The organism is Wujia sp. (assembly GCF_056872695.1).
The window spans coordinates 557,761-573,665 of record NZ_DBMFCD010000001.1; the positions used below are offsets into that span (position 1 = coordinate 557,761).

Below are 15,905 nucleotides of genomic sequence, written 5' to 3' on the forward strand. Positions count from 1 at the left end.
ATTTCTTATTTTTTATCTTTGATCCGTTTCAGACATGCCTCATAGAAAGGATTCTGTCCACATACCCGGATTGCTTCCTCATACATGCTGCGCACCATCGCATAGTTGCGCTGTTGCTCGTATAGCAGTGCTTTTTCATATAAAATCCGGTGACACACACCATAGAAGCAGCCGTGACAACGGCGGGCATGCAGCCCCTGCTCTAACCAGTCCTTACATTCTTTGTAGTTTTTGGAAAGACGTGCAAATCGAGCCATCTTGATATACTGCGGTGGTGTCTGAAGCTGTTGCTTTGAATAGTCAGCAGCTGCATTCGATATCGCATTGTTTTTCTTAAAACTGCGTAATTCCTTTAACTGGATCATACATTCCAACCATTCACTATAATAATTGGCTTCTTTGTCTGTGTCAAGCGCAATCGCCCGCTCATATAATGGCTTTGCGTCCGCATACATGCCATGTTCACGGAAGATATCCCCCATTGCACCATACACCCGGTAATCCTCCGGATCTCTGCTTATGATATATTCAAAGGTTTCATGTGCCAGATCAATAAAACCGGCATCCCCATAGATATCAAGTAATTTTCTTGCACAGGCTGAATCATCCACGAAAGGAAGCAGCTCGGCAATCGCATCCTTCGACGCATCCATCCGTACAAGCAGTACGGCATAATCGTAGGCAATATCTGCATTCCATTCATATTGCTTCTTATAATCGGTATAGAGCTTTTTGCTTTCGGAAAACCAGTTCATGCACTGATAGACACGTGCTAAGCTCTGCATGCTCTCACTGTGTTGCTCGGTATCGGTCTCTGAAACCTCATATGCTTTCCGGTATGCATCAGCTGCGGCTTTGTAGCTTTTGTGAAGCTCCTGTATCATGCCAATACGAAGATATGCAAAATAATTGTCCGGTTCTAACTGTAGTGCTGCCTGATAATCCCGAACCGCTTTTTTGTATTCGCCCATCAGGCTGTATACGATTGCACGCTCGTTGTAAACCTGCGCGGTTGCCTGTGTTGCAAGCTGTGTATCAAGCGCCGCCAATGCCTGTTTGATTTTTCCGAGTTTTGTATAGGAAGAACCTATATACATATCAATCAAGGGATACTTCGCATTTTGTTTTTTTACCAGCTCAAACTGCTCGAGCGCCTGATCGTACATGCCTTTATAGCGGTAACAAAGTGCTAAAAGCATATTGACATCTTCAAAATGCTCCATATCGGATGTTTTTTCATCCGAACGACTGACAATAGCTTTAAGCTGCCGGATGGCCGGGTCAATCTTGTTATCCAGCATGGATAACCTTGCCCGGTAATAATCAATGCTGTCGCTCTCATTTCCAAATGCATCAAATCGTTTGATCGTATCCTGTGCCTGCTCATATTGCTGCGAACGGATAAAAAGACTTGCTTCTAACGCATATGGCTGTGCCAGATACGGATACAGATTAATTGCCTGTTCACAGGCATTATAGGCTTCCTGAAAATAATTCAGTGCTTTGCAGGCTTTCGCCTTGAACAGATACGCCACATAATCGTGTGAATCCCGTTCTAACAAGCGCTCACAGGCACGCAGACAATCGGTATATTGTCCGGTCAGAAATTTTAATTCACAATCCGCCTCATAAGAAAGAATAATCTCCTCATGTTCTCTGGATAATGCAATTTCCAGATGACGTCTGGCATTCTCATAATCCTCTGTCTTCATATAACAATCCGCAATCAGGAAGTTCACATACGGATAGCGGACACGCTTTTTTTCGGTCTCTGCACTTGTATCTTCCTCCGGGAGCTGTTCAATCAGGTCCTTCCACACAAGAAAGCATTGCTTGGCGTGTTCATAATCACGGATGCCAAGATAACAGCGTCCAAGAACATTATAGTATTCAAATTTACGATCAGCTTCCGGCTGGAATCCGGTCAGAAATAGGATGGCGTCCTGAAACTGGTAGCTTTGGTAATAGCTCCAGCCAATATCCATCTTTGCCTGTATATCGTCCGGATCTTTCTTTAGCTTCTCCAGATTTTCCTGAATCATCATCTGATTGGCACGCACCATACCGATGCGGACAGAATCATCATAATGATTTTCCTTGAGCAGATTCATATAGCCATCTCTGGCTTCTTTGTAATTACCTTTGCGAAATGCGAGTTCTGCCTGTTTGGCGCGCATAAGATAATTCTGTGGTTCCAATGCTTTGGAACGATTAAAATACTGTTCTGCCTGTTCTAGATCATTGCTTAAAATACAGACATCCCCACAAAAATGAAGCAATGTAATATCTTCCGGATATCTTGCAGAAATATCTTCCGCTTCCACACGGATCGCTGCAAATACGGAAGCATACCTTTTGGCATATAATGCATCCAGATCCTGTTTTTTTTGTTCTTCTTCCGTCATGGATGTCTGAATATATTCAGAAAATTCCAGTCGGCAGGTCTGCAGACGGATACGCAGCTCTTCGAGCTTGATATATACATTGGAAATATAATATTTTTCCTTTATCTGCCGGATTTTCTCTTCGGCTTCTTTCAGAGCCTGGCTGCGCACCATATGATCTAATTCAATATAATCACGGATATAGGCATCGATCGTTGCGGAGGTTGTGATCTCTGCATGCTCAAACGCCTCATAATTGATGATATCCTCATAGGTCGCATTGTTCGTGATATAGTCCAGGTAATTTGCCGGGAACTGTTCTGCAAGCTCGCTTCTGCGCCCTTCAAGATCAAAATATCCGACGATGCATTTCCATACCTTTTTCGGAACCAGCACATGATTCATCAGGAACCGCAACAGTACATACAATGCATCCTCACTTGTGTCGAGCGATACAAAATAATCGGAATTAAAGAGTGCAAGCCATTCATCTGGATTGATACGACGGGCATAATCATCATATAGAGCCTCTAATGAAGCAAGCATTTGCTGCTCCGGTGTGTCTGGAACGGCAACGTCGAATTCCTCCTCCGTCTGATCGGCAAGGTGCACTGCCTCCTCATAGGCTTTCCGAAGCTCCATAAACCCTTCCGGATCATCTTCCGGATTGACAGAAGAAAGACGCATTCGATAGGCTTTCTTCAATGCGTCTTTATCCTTCGTCTGTTCAATTTTCAGAACATCCCATATATTCATTCAGCTAACATTCCCTCAAGTGTTTCACGGATTGCTTTGATGAAGTTCTCGCTGTTTAATACAGTGACATCCTTCATTGTTGTGATAAGAGCAAGATCCTTTGTCATCTTGCCGTCTTCAATCGTCTTGATTGTCGCCTGCTCAAGCTTATCGGCAAATTCCATCAGCTCCGGAATATTGTCAAGCTCGCCACGCTTTCTCAAAGCACCGGTCCATGCGAAGATCGTTGCAACAGAGTTCGTCGATGTCTCCTCGCCCTTTAAGTGCTTGTAATAATGTCTCTGGACAGTTCCGTGTGCTGCCTCGTACTCGTATTTTCCATCTGGAGATACAAGTACGGATGTCATCATGGCAAGAGAACCGAATGCAGACGAGATCATATCACTCATAACATCACCATCATAGTTCTTGCAAGCCCAGATAAATCCACCCTCAGACTTCATAACACGGGCAACTGCATCATCAATCAGAGTATAGAAATACTCGATGCCGGCAGCGTCAAATTTCTCTTTGTATTCTTTGTCGAAGATCTCCTGGAAGATATCCTTGAATGTATGGTCGTATTTCTTGGAGATCGTATCTTTTGTTGCAAACCACAGTGTCTGCTTTGTATCAAGCGCATAGTTGAAACAGCTTCTTGCAAAGCTTTCAATAGACTTGTCGATGTTATGCTGTCCCTGAATCACACCCGGGCCGTCAAACTTGTGGATTGTCTCCTTGATTACCTGTCCGTCCTCGCCTGTAAATACAAGCTCTGCTGTACCGGCTCCCGGCACATCAATCTCTACGCTCTTATAGACATCGCCATAAGCATGTCTTGCGATTGTGATTGGCTTCTTCCAGTTCTTTACGCATGGCTCAATTCCCTTGACAACGATTGGTGCACGGAATACGGTTCCGTCTAAGATTGCACGGATCGTTCCGTTTGGACTCTTCCACATTTCCTTCAGGTTATACTCTGTCATACGTGCAGCATTTGGTGTGATCGTTGCACACTTGACTGCGACACCATACTTCTGTGTTGCGTATGCAGAATCAAAAGTAACCTTATCGTTTGTCTCATTTCTGTACTCCAGACCAAGGTCGTAATACTCGGACTTTAAGTCGATAAATGGGTAGATCAATTCATCCTTGATAATCTTCCAAAGGATTCGTGTCATCTCATCTCCGTCCATCTCTACCAGTGGAGTCTTCATCTGAATTTTTGCCATTGTAATTATCCTCCTGATTTTAATTGCGTGGATTGCGAATTGTATCCTGCACGTTATCTAAGTGTTGTCTGTAATTATATAATTGCTTGCAGACGCGCACGGGTAACATCACATCGCTGCGCTCTGTGATAAGTCGTCGCCATCCATCCTAAATGGAACTTCGTTCCATGGATGGCTCCTCGCTCACTTCCACACGCAATGGTACTAAATTCGCAAGATGAAATTATCTTATAAATATAAATAATAGCTTGCTCATTAAGTACCAGCGTGTTCCAATGGTCTGCAAACAAATTAATAATTACAGACAATACAATATACAATTGAATGGATACAATTCGCTATTTACGTTATCTTATAAGTTATACACGATTGTTATTGTAACATATTGGCAGTTATTTGAAAACAGCACATTTTATAATAATTGCTAGATTGATTTATTTTATTGTGTATTTATAAAAAAACATAAATATCTGTGTAAATTACCTCAAAAATTTCACCTTACAAGTGGTTCATTTATTGCTGGAAATTGGTTTCGTAGTCGAGGAAGTCGACGAGGAAGTGTTTTTCCTTGAGGGCTTCTTCAATTTCGTTCAATATATCTTCGCTTTCGGCTTCGATTGTGTGAAAATGATAGCCGGAGGTTGTGTTGGATAAAAGCGAGGATTTGCTTTCATTCAAGTCCTCTACAAAACGGCGGACGTCACGGCGGCTTTTGATATTTAAAGGTGCCGTCACCTTTCCGTATGTTCGGTGGTTTACCATCACATCCAATACAACACCGCCGAGATCGACGATGGTACTTAATTCTTCCTCCGCCTGCTCGTCTGAATGGCACACTTTCACGATGCGCCGTTTGTTCTGATTGGTTGTTTCTTTTTCATATACATAGCCACGCGGTGTCGACAGGATGGAATGTCCCTTAGATCGAAGCAGGGCGATATCCTGCACAACTACCTGACGGCTGACGTGGTAGATCTCTCCGATTTTAGCTCCGGATATAGGTTCATCGGAGCGAAGCAAAAGTGCAAGCAGCTTCTCTCTACGCTCATCTCCGGATAAAATTATCTGCTCCATCTGTGTTTCCTCCTTGATTGAAATAAATTAGTCAACCGGATGCAGATGCTTCAAGCTGATATCTAAGATTGGAGCGGAATGTGTCAGCGCCCCACTCGATACATAATCGACACCAAGCTTTGTGATCGTCTCAATATTTTCTTTCGTGATATTTCCGGAACATTCCGTCTTGGCACGTCCATCGATAATTTTGATTGCTTCCGCCATCAGCTCCGGAGACATATTATCTAACATAATGATATCGGCTCCTGCCTCCACTGCTTCTCTGACCATATCCAGATTCTCAGTTTCAACCTCAATTTTACAGACAAATGATGCATAATCTCTTGCCATCTGAATTGCCTTTGCCACACCACCTGCGGCGTCGATATGATTATCCTTCAGCATGACGGCGTCAGACAGATTGTATCTGTGATTATTTCCGCCGCCGGCACGAACCGCATACTTCTCGAAGATACGCATGCAAGGTGTTGTTTTTCTTGTGTCAAGAAGTTTGGTATTTGTTCCCTTTAAAAGTGCAGCAACATTATTCGTATAGGTTGCAATACCACTCATGCGCTGCAGGTAATTCAGTGCCGTACGCTCACCGGATAGCAGCACGCGGATATCTCCGACAACCGTTGCCAGCACCTGCCCGTTTGTCACGGCATCGCCATCCTTGATCTGCTTTCCATCCTGCTCCGCGAAGATCACTTCGGTATTCGGATCTAACATCGTAAATACACGCTTAAATACCTGCAATCCGGCAATGATTCCGTCCTGCTTCGCAAGCAATGTAACCTCGCCCTTCTTATACTCCGGCATCACGGCGTTCGTGCTGATATCTTCACTGTTGATGTCCTCCTCCAAAGCCATCTTAATATACTTATCTGCAACTAACTGCATTGTAATCTCATTCATGTGTCTAATCTCCTTTTTTATTAAATGTACACGATCATTGTACATGATTATTCCATTTCGTAAATACATATATTTTATTTTTGAATATGTTCCCATATACAATATGTTTGGAACTTAGAAATTCTTGATGTTCTGTACCATATCAGCAATGATTGAACACGATGTTCAATCAAGCCGCCACTGAGCCACGGATGGCGAATTGGCGGCGGTTGCGTCCAAATTCATAATCTATATCAGAACATCTTAGAATTTCTTAGTTTCAATACATCGTATATGGAACAATTCAAAATAAAATATATGTACTATCAATACTTAAATCATGTACAGTGATCTATAAACTTTACACAAGCTCGCCAGTGATGTGCTTTGCTGCACGCTTCGCGAACACTAAACTTTCAAGCAAACTGTTGCTGGCTAAGCGGTTCTTCCCGTGTACCCCGTTGCAGCTTGTCTCGCCGACAGCATACAAATGCGGCATCGTTGTGTGCGAAAACTTATCTACATGAATACCTCCCATGAAATAATGCTGTGCCGGAACGATCGGAATCGGCATCATCAGAATGTCAAAGCCATACTTCATGCAATGCTCGTAGATATGCGGGAAATGGTTCAGGATTGTCTCGCGTGGAACATTCTCAAAGGATAAGAACTCGTACTTCACACCCTCCTTTTCCATCTCTGCCTGAATCGCTTTCGTCACAACATCTCGCGGCTGCAATTCGTCGACGAAACGCTCTTTCTTGTGATTCAAGATAATTGCACCCTCACCTCTTGCCGACTCTGAAATCAGGAAACTTCTGCCCGGATTCTCCGTGTAAAAGCAGGTTGGATGAATCTGTACATAGTCCATATGCTCTAATTCTACGCCGTGTTTTCGCGCAATCTCACAGCCATCGCCGGTCAGGATCGGGTAGTTCGTGGAGTGCTTGTACTGCCCACCGATTCCACCTGTTGCAAATACTGTGTTTTCCGCATAGATCTCTAATTCTTCGCCGTCCGCACATTTTGCAATTATACCCACACAGGCATGATTGATATCTTCTATAATATCGGTCATGGTTGTATGTTCAAAAATGGTAACATTGTTCAACTGCTTCACAGCAGATAATAGACGGGTCGTAATCTCTTCCCCGGTTATATCCTCATGGAAGCAGATGCGCGGCTTAGAATGCGCTCCTTCCTTTGTATAAGCAAGACTTCCGTCTGCGTTTCTCTCAAATTCCACACCATATCCGATCAGATCATTGATGACATCCCGGCTGCCACGGATCATGATGTCGACACTTTCCTTGCGGTTTTCATAATGACCGGCACGCATCGTATCCTCAAAATACAAATCATAGTCATCCTCGTCCCGCAGCACACAGATACCGCCCTGTGCCAGCATCGAATCACAGGTTTCAAGCTCTGCTTTTGAGAGCATTAAAATCTGTTTATCTTCCGGTAAATTCAATGCTGTATATAATCCACCGACACCGCAGCCGACGATCACAACATCGTAATGTAATTCTCGCATCTTCCTGTCTCCTTTGAATTTATACCTGTACATAATACAGAGACACGATGTGCTCTGCGCATCGTGCTCTGATTAGCGGTCGTCAAATGCACCACATAAATGCGTGCATTTTCCTCGTCGCCATAACAAAAAGCGCAGACATTCCGCCTGCGTTTTTGCTCCGAATGTACATGCAGTATAGCACATGTTTTGACAGGTGACAAGACACCTATATCGGAAAGATTAATTTTATTTCCGTACCGACATTTAATGCACTTTCAATCTTTATCTCCGCATTGTGCAGCTTTGCGCCATGCTTTACAATAGAAAGTCCAAGTCCCGTGCCGCCTATTTCCTTGGAATGGCTCTTATCAACCCGGTAAAAGCGTTCGAATATCCGGTCAAGCTGGTCTGCCGGAATTCCGATGCCGGAATCTTTGACACAAAACTCACAACGATGTTTTTTCTTTTTGATCACGACATCTATGGTTCCATCCTCTTTGTTATATTTAATGGCATTTTCAATCAGATTGTATACCATTTCTTCTAACACAGAGTGTATGCCGGATATCATCATATGTTCACCCTGCAGATTGATTTTGATATGCCGTTCCTCTGTTACCGGCTCCAAATGATGGATTTCGATTCTTGCTAGGTCATATATATCAATCGGAGTCTTTTCTACTGCCTGCTCTCTCTCATCAAGCTGAGACAGCTTAATGATATCTTCTACCAGATGGATCAGCCGACGTGCTTCGTCATAGATCTTACCTGCAAATGTTTTGACATCCTTCTCGTCAACAATCCCATTTTTAATAATTTCTGCAATACCGGATATGGAAGTTAGCGGTGTCTTTAATTCGTGCGATACGTTCGCCGAGAATTCCCGTCTCAAATTCTCGCGTTCTTCCTTCTCTGTGACATCCGTGATGATAACTACCGCGCCGGCAACCTCGTTATTCCGGAATACCGGATTCGCATAGATATTATAAAAACGTCCCTTAACCGGGCAGATATACTCGCTGTGGATTCCCTGGATCGCCTTCTTGATACAGTCGATAAACTCTTCCGATCGGTTAATCTCCAACACATGTTTTCCATCTACCGATTCATCCACATCAAACAAAGTTGAGATACTCCGGTTGTGTGAGAGAACAATTTCCTTTTTGTCCACAACAAGAAAACCTTCCTGCATGTTTTCCGTAATCAGTGCAAACTCATTTTTCTGTGTCTGCAGTTGCGTCATCGCCTTCTGAATCTGCTCGTTCTGGATGCGGATTTTACGGATAAACGGTGACAGCTCGTCATAAACCGTTGATTCGTCCGGATGGTCCAGATCGATCGCTTCTAACGGCGTTGTAATCTGTCTCGATAAGCGGTAGGCAAGAATCGCGGAGAATTCAACACCGAGCAGTAATACGAGAATTACCGGAAGCAGCACCTTCATCAAAAGCGCCGGAATCGATTTACGGACTACAGAGACACGGACCACACTTCCGTCCGCAATACGGATGGCGTGGTAGATTGTCTCCTCGGAAAGCGTCTTCGAATACCTTACACTTGTGCCTGCGGAAGACGTCATTGCCTGTTTGATCTCTGTACGATTTTTGTGATTTTCCATCGTATGGGGATCGGCTTTGTTGTCATAAAGGACTGTTCCGTCCGCTGCAACCCAGGTGATACGTTTTTCATTCTCATCAAGGTCAGTTAGAAAATCCAGTCCGGATAGGTTGACCCCTTCCGCAATATAGCCTGCCGCCTGATTCAGGGAGGCAACGTATTGCTTGTTGAAATAGCTGTATAAGACACCGATGATGGATATGCCACATAGAACAACCAAAAGCAGGATGATCAAAATTGTATTCTTGAATATCTTCTTTTTCATCTTAATCTCCGATCTTGTAGCCGACACCGCGGACGGTTTCAATCATATTCCCGGCTTCCTTTAATTTCATCCGGAGACTTCGTATATGGACATCAACCGTACGGCTTTCCCCGTCGAATTCATATCCCCAGATACGGTTTAGCAGCTGATCACGTGTAAACACCTGCCCCTGGTTTTCCATAAACAGATGCAGAAGTTCAAACTCCTTCAATGTAAGATTGATGCGCTCTCCATCCACTAAAACAATGTGGCGCTTTGTATCTAAGGCAATACTTCCTGCAATAAGCTTCTCACCGTCATCGGTCGTATCTGCACGGTTTTCTGTCCGGCGAAGCAGAGCCTTGATTCTGGCAACTAACTCCATAATGCCAAACGGCTTCGGCACGTAATCATCCGCGCCGCTGTCAAGCCCCAGTACTTTGTCGTATTCACTATCCTTTGCAGTTAACATAATGACCGGAACCTCTTTGGTATCAGCATGTTCCCGCAACTTTTTCAGGACCGACAATCCATCCTCCTCCGGCAGCATGATATCAAGCAGAATCAGGGACGGAAGTGTTTCTTCCATCCCTGCCCAGAATTCTGACGGACGTTCAAAGCCTTTTGCTTCCAAATCCATGTGACATAATGTGTAAACTACAAATTCACGTATGCTATTGTCATCTTCTAAAACATAAATCATTTTATATGTGTTCTCCTGTGATTGAATAATACACCCATTCCGCAACATTCGTTGCATGGTCGCCTATTCTTTCATAATACTTTGCAATCATGATAATGTCTATATAAAATTCACCATCTTCTGCTTTTTTCCCGATCTCTTTAATGAGACGTTTCTTTACCGAATCAAATAATGCATCGACTTTATTATCAGCCTGGATTACAGTGATTGCCAGATCCTTGTCTTTTTTGACATATGCCTCCACAGCATTTGACAGCATATCTTTCGCAGCACCTGACATTTCTTCAAGGTCTTTAAAATCCTTTAAGTCATAAGGAGCTGTGAAACGGATCATATCCGCAATATCGGCGCATTGGTCACCGATCCGTTCGAGATCAGATATAAGCTTTAATGCAGCCGATATAAAACGGAAATCCGATGCGACCGGCTGCTGCTTTAACAGCAGGCTCATACAGATATGCTCGATATTATGTTCGCTTTTGTCAATCTCCTCTTCCACTGCATGGGATTTCGATGTATATGTGGCATCGCCACTAAAGAGTGCCTTCGTAGTGCCCGCGATCACCTTCTCGCAAAGTGCACCCATACGGATTAGTTCGACATTCAGATTCTCTAATTGCTTCTCGTATTCATTTCTCATAATTCATCAACCAAACCTTCCTGTGATATAATCCTCTGTCCGCTTGTCACTTGGATTTGCGAACAGTTTCTCTGTATTGTCAAACTCAACAACTTCTCCGAGCAGGAAAAATGCTGTATTATCTGAGATACGTGCTGCCTGCTGCATATTATGTGTTACCATGATGATTGTATATTTATCTTTCAGATCGACTGCCAGATCTTCGATCTTCGAGGTGGAAATCGGATCGAGGGCAGATGTCGGCTCATCCATCAAAAGCACATCCGGCTCCACCGCAAGTGCACGCGCAATACACAGACGCTGCTGCTGTCCACCTGACATACCGAGCGCGCTTTTCTTCAGACGGTCTTTGACTTCATCCCAGATAGCAGCCTGCTTTAAAGAACGTTCCACAATTTCATCTAATTCCGCCTTTTTATGGATTCCGTGTGTGCGTGGTCCATATGCAATATTGTCGTAGATGCTCATTGGAAACGGATTTGGTTTCTGAAACACCATGCCGACGCGCTTGCGCAATGTATTGACATCCATTCCTTTGTATATATTTTCACCATCCAGTGTTACCTCACCCGTGATCTTACAGCCTTCGACCAGATCATTCATTCGATTCAGGCTTTTTAAGAGTGTGGATTTTCCACAGCCGGATGGACCGATGAACGCAGTGATCTTTGTTGATGGAATGTCCAAGTTGATATCTTTTAACGCATGGAAATCGCTGTAATATAAATCCATGTCTTTAATTTTGAAATTACCCATTTTTTCCTCCAAATCCCAGTACTTATTTTGCCTGCAGTTTTTTGGCAAGCTTTCCGGATGCTGCATTGATTATGACAACCATTACAAGCAACACAACGGCGGTTGCATATGCCTGTTTTGTGTAGAGTCCTTCCGAAAGCAGCTTATACATATGAACAGCCAGTGTACATCCGGAATCAAATAAGCTCTTTGGTATCTCGGCGGTTGTACCGGATGTAAAGATCAAAGCTGCCGTCTCACCAACGATACGTCCGATTGCCAGGATAACACCGGATAAAATACCGGGTACCGCAGATGGAAGTACAACCTTGAATATCGTCCGCAGTCTGCCGGCTCCAAGTCCGAAGCTTCCTTCCCGATAAGAATCCGGTACGCTTAAGAGCGCTTCTTCTGTCGTACGCATAATGGTTGGAAGAACCATAATGGAAAGCGTAAGCGCACCACCGAAGAACGAAAGCCCCCAGCCGAATGCAATAACAAACATCAGATATCCGAACAGACCATAAACAATAGAAGGGATACCGGATAATGTTTCGGTTGTGATTCTGACGACACTCACAAGTTTATTTCCGCGCTTGGCATATTCTACCAGATAAATAGCAGAACAAATACCGATTGGAACTGCGATGAGCAGGGAAAGCGCTGTCATAAGAAATGTATTGATAATGGCTGGAAGCATCGATACATTTTCGGTTGTATATTTCCAGGCAAAAAGCTCCGGAGAAAGATTCATGATACCATTTGCCAGAATATAGATGACAAGTGCGCCAAGCACGCCAACCGTAATGACTGCAGATATTGTGACTGCAATCAGTAAAAACATGGAAAACGGCCGTTTTTTGTATGCAGCAAGCTTATCCTTCCAGGTGACGACATTGATCGGCCGGATTGCTTCCGTATCTGCCTTTGCTACGACTGCTTGTTCACTCATGCCTATTTCGCCCCTTTCTTTTTCACAACTGAGAACAACAGATTAATGATCAGGATGAATACGAACAGAACCACTCCGGTTGCTATCAGTGCTTCTCTGTGCAAGTCTGTTGCATATCCAAGCTCCAGTACAATATTCGATGTAAGTGTACGCACACCGGCCAATAGACTATCTGGCATAACTGCATGGTTTCCGGCAATCATGATGACTGCCATTGTCTCACCGATCGCACGCCCGATTCCAAGAATAATGGCTGCAAGGATTCCGGATTTTGCTGCAGGGAGTACTGCCTTGAAGACACTTCTCTCATGCGTATCACCGAGTGCCAATGCTCCTTCGTAATAGCTTTCCGGAACCGCGCGGATTGCCGATTCCGATACACTGATGATGGTTGGCAGAATCATGATTCCAAGCAGGATGCAGGCGGTCAGAATATTTTTACCGCTTCCGCCGAATGTGTTCCGGATCATCGGTGTGATCACAACCAGACCGAAGAACCCATATACAATGGATGGAATACCTGCAAGCAGATCCACAGCCGGTTTCATAATCTTATGAATCTTCGGTGGACAGAACTTTGCCATGAATACGGCACATAAAAGTCCGATTGGAACACCGATAATGATTGCACCTGCTGTCACATAGATACTGCCGATGATCATAGGGAAGATACCGAATTTATTTGCACCCGGCATCCATGTTTTACCAAATATGAAATTCACAAATCCGATCTGCCGGATGGCAGGTACGCCATTGGCAAACATGAACAGACATATCATGGCGACTGCCAGTATGGACATACAGGCAGCCACCAGGAATACGATATGCATAGTTCGTTCTTTTACTTTCGTCATAGTATGCCTCGTATTTTCTTTCTGATAAGTTTTTATTGTTCTATTACTTTACTTCTGACCATTTTGTGATAGAACCTGTGTAGATGCTCTTCACCTGATCGCTTGTAAGACCATCGACATCGTTGTTCTTATTTACAACAACTGCGATACCATCAATTGCAATCACTGTCGGTGTAAGACCTGCACTAAGTTCGCTGTCTTTGAGCTCTCTGGATGCCATACCGATATCGCAGACACCTTCTGCTGCACTTGTCATACCTGTTGTAGAATCACTCTGCTGTACTTCAATCTGTACATCCGGATTGACTGCAACATATGCTTCCTTGAGCTTCTCCATAACCGGTGTTACGGAAGATGAACCTGCAACATTGATCTTACCCTTTACGCCTGCAGCCTTGAATGCACCTGTATTACCCTGGCTGATATATCCTGCCTCTTCAACAACCTTCTGTCCATCCTCGCTCAAGATGAAGTTGATGAAATCCTGTGTTACTTCGTTTGGTGTACCCTTTGTTGCAATATTGAACGGACGGGATACCTTGTAGCTTCCGTTTGAAATATTATCAGCGGTTGCTTCCGCACCATCAATCTTCAATGCCTTTACAGAATCATCCAGGGATCCAAGTGATATGTATCCGATGGCTGCCTCGTCATCTGCTACACTCGTCATCATAACGGATGTTGAGTTTGTGATATCTGCAGTAGAGATTGTATTATCAATCTTGTTACCATCTGCATCCTTCTCCTCGATACCAAACAGTTCGATAAACGCGCCCCTTGTACCGGATCCATCCTCACGGGAAATTACGGTGATATCATCACTTGCTACTTTACCACATCCTGTCATTGCTCCCATAAGCATGGCTGATGCTAAAACTCCAATGATTGCTTTCTTTAACTTTCTCATTTTCTTTGTCTCCTTTTTCTCTTAAAGATTTTCTTTTTGATTTAACTTACAAATGAGAATATACAGAATGTAAGTAAAGTGCGTTATCGTAGTTTTGTAAAATGTACGTAAAACAAGTGTCTGTATAAAAATGAATTGATGCCATATACGATGTATTGAAACTAAAAAGTGCTAAATGTTCTGATCTACGGTATTTTACCGTACGCAATCGCCGCCAATTCGCCATCCATGGCTCAGTGGCGGCTTGTTTGAACATCGTGTTCAAACATTGCTAATGTAATACAGAACATTAAGCACTTCTAAGTTTCAAACATATGTATATGACATCAATTCATTTTATATCGGATATACTTCTTTTACTACAATAATGAGTTAATGAAATAACACACTTTTCAGCTTTTATATTATTTAATTATTGCCTATTCTAAATTAACAGTTCCTTGTAGTATTCTGCGTAGTCGTGGCGATTCTCTTTTGTGAAGGCGATTGCAGAACGAGGATGCTGGTTTAAAAGTCCGGTCATCAGATACTGGAGATCGTAGCCCCAGACGATGCCGTCATCCTTTAATTTCATCATGTGGTCTTCAATGAATTTGAATACCGGGTATACGTTGTATTTTGGATTCTTCAGGAATCCAAGTAATAGCTCCATTGCGCAGTTGCCGGCTCCTCTTCCCATGGACAGGTAGGTTCCGTCTAACCAGTCTACACCATCACCGCACGCTTCAATCGTGTTTGCAAATGCGAGCTGCTGGTTGTTGTGTGCATGGATACCGATCTTCTTATTGTATTTCGCTGCGAAATTCAGGTACAGATCTGCGATACGGGCAATCTGCTCCGGATACAGAGAACCAAAGCTGTCCACAATGTAGATAACATCAACCGGTGTTTTGCCAAGCATATCAAGTGCAACCTTGATATCTTCCTCCTGCGAATTCGAGATAGCCATGATATTACAGCTTGTCTCGTATCCCTTCTTTGCCGCATCCTCTACCATGTCGATTGCTTCCGGCATCTGATGGATGTATGCTGCCACACGAACTAAATCAACCGGTGAATTCACCTTCTCATCGAAATCGTTCTTATCATGACGTCCGATATCTGCCATGATTGCAAGCTTTAAGTCTGTATCGTTCTCTCCTACGATCTCACGGATATGGTCATCACTACAGAATTTCCATTTACCGAACTTCGATTCATCAAATACCTTCTTCGATGCACGATATCCCATCTCCATATAGTCAACACCTGCGTCGATATTTGCCTGATACAACGCTTTTACAAAGTCGTCTGTGAAATAGAAGTCATTCACCAGTCCACCGTCACGTAAGGTTGCGTCTACCACCTTGATACTTTCCCGAAATCCAAGTAAATTTGATAATTCTTTCATGTCTTTGCTCCTCATCTTTCTTTCTCTGTTGCGTTACTGC

At 43.6% G+C, this 15,905-nt stretch carries 13 protein-coding genes; all 13 read right to left on the reverse strand.

The window, feature by feature from the left end; translation table 11 throughout:
* Positions 1 to 5: 5 nt before the first annotated feature.
* The 13 genes from ACZQK9_RS02520 to ACZQK9_RS02580 all read right to left on the reverse strand — a co-directional run bounded on the left by ACZQK9_RS02520 (position 6) and on the right by ACZQK9_RS02580 (position 15,865).
* Positions 6 to 3,140: a tetratricopeptide repeat protein gene (locus ACZQK9_RS02520; protein ID WP_483269501.1), complete on the reverse strand. Its 3,135-nt coding sequence runs from the start codon at positions 3,138 to 3,140 to the stop codon at positions 6 to 8.
* Complete coding sequence (locus ACZQK9_RS02525; protein WP_483269502.1) at positions 3,137 to 4,351, reverse strand: NADP-dependent isocitrate dehydrogenase; 1,215 nt, start codon at positions 4,349 to 4,351, stop codon at positions 3,137 to 3,139. The genes ACZQK9_RS02520 and ACZQK9_RS02525 overlap by 4 nt, the downstream gene beginning before the upstream one ends.
* A 513-nt stretch (positions 4,352 to 4,864) precedes the next feature.
* A complete protein-coding gene (locus ACZQK9_RS02530) occupies positions 4,865 to 5,425 on the reverse strand; it encodes a transcription repressor NadR (RefSeq protein ID WP_483269503.1) in 561 nt (186 codons plus the stop codon).
* A 27-nt stretch (positions 5,426 to 5,452) separates the two neighbouring features.
* Positions 5,453 to 6,325 (reverse strand): carboxylating nicotinate-nucleotide diphosphorylase, encoded by an 873-nt coding sequence (nadC, locus tag ACZQK9_RS02535; protein ID WP_483269504.1) that lies wholly within the window; start codon positions 6,323 to 6,325, stop codon positions 5,453 to 5,455.
* Positions 6,326 to 6,665: 340 nt separating this feature from the next.
* The gene (locus ACZQK9_RS02540) at positions 6,666 to 7,841 is read right to left on the reverse strand and encodes an L-aspartate oxidase (protein ID WP_483269505.1); all 1,176 of its coding nucleotides are present in this window, start codon (positions 7,839 to 7,841) and stop codon (positions 6,666 to 6,668) included.
* A 208-nt stretch (positions 7,842 to 8,049) separates the two neighbouring features.
* A complete protein-coding gene (locus tag ACZQK9_RS02545; RefSeq protein WP_483269506.1) occupies positions 8,050 to 9,705 on the reverse strand; it encodes a sensor histidine kinase in 1,656 nt (551 codons plus the stop codon).
* A 1-nt stretch (position 9,706) separates the two neighbouring features.
* Entirely contained in the window at positions 9,707 to 10,387 is a 681-nt protein-coding gene (locus ACZQK9_RS02550; protein WP_117780931.1) for a response regulator transcription factor, read from the reverse strand.
* A 1-nt stretch (position 10,388) separates the two neighbouring features.
* Positions 10,389 to 11,027, reverse strand: coding sequence for a phosphate signaling complex protein PhoU (phoU, locus tag ACZQK9_RS02555; protein ID WP_483269507.1), 639 nt, complete (start codon positions 11,025 to 11,027; stop codon positions 10,389 to 10,391).
* Positions 11,028 to 11,033: 6 nt separating this feature from the next.
* The gene (gene pstB / locus ACZQK9_RS02560; protein ID WP_021985452.1) at positions 11,034 to 11,783 is read right to left on the reverse strand and encodes a phosphate ABC transporter ATP-binding protein PstB; all 750 of its coding nucleotides are present in this window, start codon (positions 11,781 to 11,783) and stop codon (positions 11,034 to 11,036) included.
* 22 nt (positions 11,784 to 11,805) lie between these two features.
* Positions 11,806 to 12,714, reverse strand: coding sequence for a phosphate ABC transporter permease PstA (pstA, locus tag ACZQK9_RS02565; RefSeq protein WP_483269508.1), 909 nt, complete (start codon positions 12,712 to 12,714; stop codon positions 11,806 to 11,808).
* A gap of 2 nt (positions 12,715 to 12,716) precedes the next feature.
* Positions 12,717 to 13,568 (reverse strand): phosphate ABC transporter permease subunit PstC, encoded by an 852-nt coding sequence (gene pstC / locus ACZQK9_RS02570; RefSeq protein ID WP_177969927.1) that lies wholly within the window; start codon positions 13,566 to 13,568, stop codon positions 12,717 to 12,719.
* 43 nt (positions 13,569 to 13,611) lie between these two features.
* The gene (locus tag ACZQK9_RS02575) at positions 13,612 to 14,475 is read right to left on the reverse strand and encodes a substrate-binding domain-containing protein (RefSeq protein WP_483269509.1); all 864 of its coding nucleotides are present in this window, start codon (positions 14,473 to 14,475) and stop codon (positions 13,612 to 13,614) included.
* A 424-nt stretch (positions 14,476 to 14,899) separates the two neighbouring features.
* Positions 14,900 to 15,865 carry an aldolase catalytic domain-containing protein gene (locus tag ACZQK9_RS02580; protein WP_483269510.1) on the reverse strand — a complete coding sequence of 322 codons (966 nt, stop codon included), beginning with the start codon at positions 15,863 to 15,865 and terminating at the stop codon, positions 14,900 to 14,902.
* Between the last annotated feature and the right edge of the window lie 40 nt (positions 15,866 to 15,905).

Coding starts and splice junctions, on each gene's coding strand:
- ACZQK9_RS02575 (WP_483269509.1), bottom strand. CDS start 14,475: ATGAGAAAGTTAAAGAAAGCAATCATTGGAGTTTTAGCATCAGCCATG.
- ACZQK9_RS02545 (WP_483269506.1), bottom strand. CDS start 9,705: ATGAAAAAGAAGATATTCAAGAATACAATTTTGATCATCCTGCTTTTG.
- nadC (WP_483269504.1), bottom strand. CDS start 6,325: ATGAATGAGATTACAATGCAGTTAGTTGCAGATAAGTATATTAAGATG.
- ACZQK9_RS02525 (WP_483269502.1), bottom strand. CDS start 4,351: ATGGCAAAAATTCAGATGAAGACTCCACTGGTAGAGATGGACGGAGAT.
- ACZQK9_RS02580 (WP_483269510.1), bottom strand. CDS start 15,865: ATGAAAGAATTATCAAATTTACTTGGATTTCGGGAAAGTATCAAGGTG.
- phoU (WP_483269507.1), bottom strand. CDS start 11,027: ATGAGAAATGAATACGAGAAGCAATTAGAGAATCTGAATGTCGAACTA.
- ACZQK9_RS02540 (WP_483269505.1), bottom strand. CDS start 7,841: ATGCGAGAATTACATTACGATGTTGTGATCGTCGGCTGCGGTGTCGGT.
- ACZQK9_RS02530 (WP_483269503.1), bottom strand. CDS start 5,425: ATGGAGCAGATAATTTTATCCGGAGATGAGCGTAGAGAGAAGCTGCTT.
- pstC (WP_177969927.1), bottom strand. CDS start 13,568: ATGACGAAAGTAAAAGAACGAACTATGCATATCGTATTCCTGGTGGCT.
- ACZQK9_RS02550 (WP_117780931.1), bottom strand. CDS start 10,387: ATGATTTATGTTTTAGAAGATGACAATAGCATACGTGAATTTGTAGTT.
- pstB (WP_021985452.1), bottom strand. CDS start 11,783: ATGGGTAATTTCAAAATTAAAGACATGGATTTATATTACAGCGATTTC.
- pstA (WP_483269508.1), bottom strand. CDS start 12,714: ATGAGTGAACAAGCAGTCGTAGCAAAGGCAGATACGGAAGCAATCCGG.
- ACZQK9_RS02520 (WP_483269501.1), bottom strand. CDS start 3,140: ATGAATATATGGGATGTTCTGAAAATTGAACAGACGAAGGATAAAGAC.